This window comes from Nitratireductor sp. GCM10026969, assembly GCF_042660605.1.
Lineage (GTDB): Bacteria > Pseudomonadota > Alphaproteobacteria > Rhizobiales > Rhizobiaceae > Chelativorans.
In genome coordinates, this window is record NZ_JBHSUM010000250.1 from 1 (window position 1) to 3,488 (window position 3,488).

At 65.1% G+C, this 3,488-nt stretch carries 2 protein-coding genes and 1 pseudogene; all 3 read right to left on the minus strand.

Features of this window, described 5'->3' with window-relative positions:
- Positions 1-141 precede the first annotated feature (141 nt).
- Positions 142-888: a flagellar biosynthetic protein FliR gene (gene fliR / locus ACFP9U_RS24370; protein WP_322452320.1), complete on the minus strand. Its 747-nt coding sequence runs from the start codon at positions 886-888 to the stop codon at positions 142-144.
- Between the two features lie 189 nt (positions 889-1,077).
- Positions 1,078-3,165: a flagellar biosynthesis protein FlhA gene (gene flhA / locus ACFP9U_RS24375; RefSeq protein ID WP_378625389.1), complete on the minus strand. Its 2,088-nt coding sequence runs from the start codon at positions 3,163-3,165 to the stop codon at positions 1,078-1,080.
- Positions 3,166-3,377: 212 nt separating this feature from the next.
- Positions 3,378-3,488: pseudogene (locus tag ACFP9U_RS24380) on the minus strand (class I SAM-dependent methyltransferase); the annotation flags it as partial.

A 3,488-nucleotide genomic window follows, 5' to 3' on the forward strand; every position in this document is an offset into this window, starting at 1 on the left:
GGCCGGCGATGGCTTCGGCCTCGGCTCCGGCGGCGGCGGCCTCGCGCGCATGCGCGGCGCTGCGGTTCTCGTGCACTTCCTTCAGCCGCCTTTGGAGGTCGAGGAGCCGCGCCAGTTTCTTCAGTTTCGCCGTTGCCATGTTCACCTGCCGATGGTCGTCGGCAGAAAGCCGTCCGCAAAGAGGCTGAGGAACGTGCCGATCCCCAGATACATGAGCAGGAGGCCGCCGACGATGACGAAGGGAAGGGAGATGAAATAGATCGGGATCTGCGGCGTAAGCTTGTTGATGAAACCGATGGCTAGGTTGACCACGATGGCATAGGCCACGAAAGGGCTGCCCAGCCGGATCATCACAAAAAAGGCCTGCGAGAGCGTGTCGGCGAGATCGGTGAGTGCCGATTGCGGATCGAACAGGAGGTCGACCGGCGCCAGCCGGTAGGAGCCGATCAATGCCTGGATGATGGCATGGTGGAAATCGAGCACGAAGAGCAGCATCAGCGCCGAAAAGGAAATGAGGGCTGCGATCTCCGGCTGCGGCTCGTTTTCCTCGATGGCGATACCGCCGCCGGCCATGCCGAAGCCCATCATCATGGCCATGCCCGCGCCGATATACTGCAGCGCCAGCATGTAGAAGCGCGCCACCAGCCCGATCAGCGCGCCGACCAGAAGCTCCGAACCGATGAGCACCAGAAGCACCTGCGGCTGGCGTGAGACGTAAGGCACGATCTGGTCCCACAGATGCGCCAGCAGGGCCAGCGAGACCGCGACGGCGACGAACAGGCGGATCTGCACGGGCACCCGCGCGCTGCCGAGGCCCGGCATGAGCATGACGCAGGCGCCGATGCGGCAGAAGGCGAGGAAGGCGGCGAGGACGGCTGTCTCGAGCATCGCTCATCGCACCGCGCGGAGACGGGTCGGAAACGAAGCGCGCTGACCTGCGCCTCTTCCCGTCATCCCGGAAGCCGGCTCGCGGCCGCAAAGCTCCCTTGGCCGGGATGACGTCGAGCGGCGCGCGCTGCCGGGCGCCATCCACAAGCTCGGGGTAAAAGGGAGCGTCAAACGTGCCGGCATATGCGCCTACGAAATCGCCCCCATCACCTTGATCTCCACGCCCTTGGCGATCTCGACATGGCTCAGCACCGGCAGGTTGGGGAAGAGCCGTTCGATGATCATGCGCACATAGGGCCGCGCCTCCGGTGCCGTCACCAGGACGAAGCGCTTGCCGGTGTCGAGATGCGTGCGGATCGCCTGTCCCGCCTCCTGGCCGAATTCCTCGAGCTGGCGCGGGTCGATGTCGAACTCGCGCACCTCCCCCTTCGGGTCGCGCTTCAGCGCCTGGTGGAAGGCGAGATCCCAGCGGTTGCCGAGCCTCAGCACGTTCAGGACGCCGCCCTCGCTGAGATCCCCGCAGATCTGCTGGGCCATGCGGATGCGCACGTGCTCGACGATCTGCTCGGTGCGGCGGATGTGCGGGGCGATCTCGGCGATGGCCTCGATGATCAGGTGCAGGTTGCGGATCGAGATGCGCTCGGCGAGCAGGAGCTTCAGCACCGCCTGCAGGCCCGGATAGGTGATGTGGGAGGAGCAGATCTCGTCGGAAAGCTTCCGGTATTCCGGGTCGAGCCGGTCGATCAGCGCCTTCATGTCCTTGTAGGACAGGAGCTGCGGCAGGTTGTTGCGGATCACCTCGGACAGATGCGTCAGCAAGACCGACATGTTGTCGGCATAGGCAAGCTGCGCGTTCTTCAGCTCCTCCTCGAACATTTCCGGCACCGAGAAGGCGCGCATGCCGAAAGCAGGCTCCTTCACCTCCTCGCCGGGCAGGTCCGGTGCCGGCTTGCTGCCCAGAAGGGCGAGCAGTTCGCCCACGCGCAGCCCGTGCTCGGCCACGACGGTGCCGTGGATCTTGATGCGGTAGCTCTTGGGCGGAATGGAGAAATCGTCCGTCAGCCGCACCTCGGGCACCACGAAGCCGTATTGCGTGGCGAACTTCTTGCGCATCTTGTTCATGCGGAAGGCGAGTTCCCGGTGCGAGGCGATCAGCCGCGTGGAAAGCTGTTTGCCGATCAGGAGCTCGATCTCGGCCGTCTTGAGCGAAGCCTTGACCGAGTTCTGCTCTTCCTCGGCCGCGTTGAGCTGCTCCTGGCGCGCGGTCTCGGCTTCCGCCTCCTTGCGCTGTCTTTCGCGCCGCGGCAGCATGTAGCCGAGCCCCGCCATCGTACCGGCCAGCGCCAGGAAGGGCAGGAGCGGCAGGCCCGGCATCAGCGCCAGCACGGCAAGCAGCATGGCCGCCACGAAAAGGGCGCGCGGATAGGCGCTCAGCTGCCCGAAGACGGCCTGGTCGGCGGAGCCGCGCGTCCCGCCCTTGGAAACGAGAAGCCCGGCGGCCAGCGAGACGATGAGCGCCGGGATCTGCGAGACCAGACCGTCGCCCACCGAAAGCTTGGTGAAGACGTCGGAGGCCTCGGCGAGGTCCATGCCGTGGCGCGCATAGCCGATGGCGATGCCGCCGACGATATTGATGGCGGTGATGATCAGGCCGGCGATCGCGTCGCCGCGCACGAACTTGGAAGCACCGTCCATGGAGCCGAAGAAGGACGACTCCTCCTCCAGTTCGCTGCGCCGACGCTGCGCCTCCTTCTCGTCGATCAAGCCCGCGGACAGGTCCGCGTCGATCGACATCTGCTTGCCGGGAATGGCGTCGAGCGTGAAGCGCGCACCCACCTCGGCGATGCGGGTCGACCCCTTGGTGATGACGACGAAGTTCACCACGATCAGGATCAGGAAGACGATCAGCCCGATCACGAAATCGCCGCTCATGACCAGCTTGGAAAAGCCGCCGATCACATAGCCGGCGGCGTTGGTGCCCTCGTGCCCCTCGGACAGGATCATGCGCGTGGTCGCGATGTTGAGCGACAGGCGCATCATCGTGGCGATCAGCAGGATGGTGGGAAAGGAGGAAAAATCGAGCGGCCGCTGGATCCACAGCGCCACCATCAGGATCAGCACCGAAAAGGCGATGGAAAAGGCCAGCCCCACGTCGATCAGGAAGGCCGGAATGGGCAGGAACAGCACACCCAGGATAATGATGACGCCCACCGCAAAACCGATGTCGCGGCTGTGCCCCCGCGCCTCACCCGCGCCCACGCTCTCGCTCAATGCCATTCACGCCTCCATTGGGCGGGGAGGATAGGGGGCGAAGCTTGTGCGAGGGTTGGGGGTGGGGGGAGGCGCGCGGGGGTCTTATGCCAAGTCGGTAAGGCGCCCATGTCGGCCATAGCCGCGATCTTTGCCTTTGCCCGGAAGCGGACATTGCGGTGACCACCTGGAGTTCATGGTCGCGCCACAACCGGCCATTCCCGCAAGGTCTGTGTGCTTCACGCCCGACTCGCCCGAACACTCAGCCACCGATCATTGGGCTTTCCGATGCACCGACGTACTTCGCTGATGATCCAGCCGGCGTCTGTGAGTGCGGACCGCAGGGCAGA